The organism is Streptomyces hilarionis (assembly GCF_024539675.1).
Lineage (GTDB): Bacteria > Actinomycetota > Actinomycetes > Streptomycetales > Streptomycetaceae > Streptomyces > Streptomyces hilarionis.
Window position 1 is genome coordinate 1 of sequence record NZ_JAHHIT010000858.1, and the last position, 245, is coordinate 245.

The 245-nt window shown below is 60.0% G+C and carries 1 protein-coding gene; it reads right to left on the bottom strand.

All coding sequences use genetic code 11. The annotated features are described in order from the left end of the window. The coding region (gene cas1f / locus KMS84_RS44820) for a type I-F CRISPR-associated endonuclease Cas1f (RefSeq protein WP_256921659.1) at window positions 1–245 on the bottom strand (245 nt) is incomplete at both ends.

Sequence of the window (245 nt, forward strand, 5' to 3'; positions counted from 1 at the left end):
CATCGCAGAGATGAAGGCTTGCGGGAGGATAGTTGCGTCCTTGACCAGATCCGCCACATCAAACACTAGGCCGCCTCGCCGGGTTTTGCCGTGCAGTATTGACAGGCCATGCGGCAGGCCAAGCACCCAGGTCGCAGTGGCGCCCAGTCCGTAAGCCAGATAATTGCCGTGATCCAGAAAACGATTGGCCGGGTCTCCGCCAGTGCCGCGTTTGGCACGGGTAAAGTCACCGTAGTCTGTCGCGT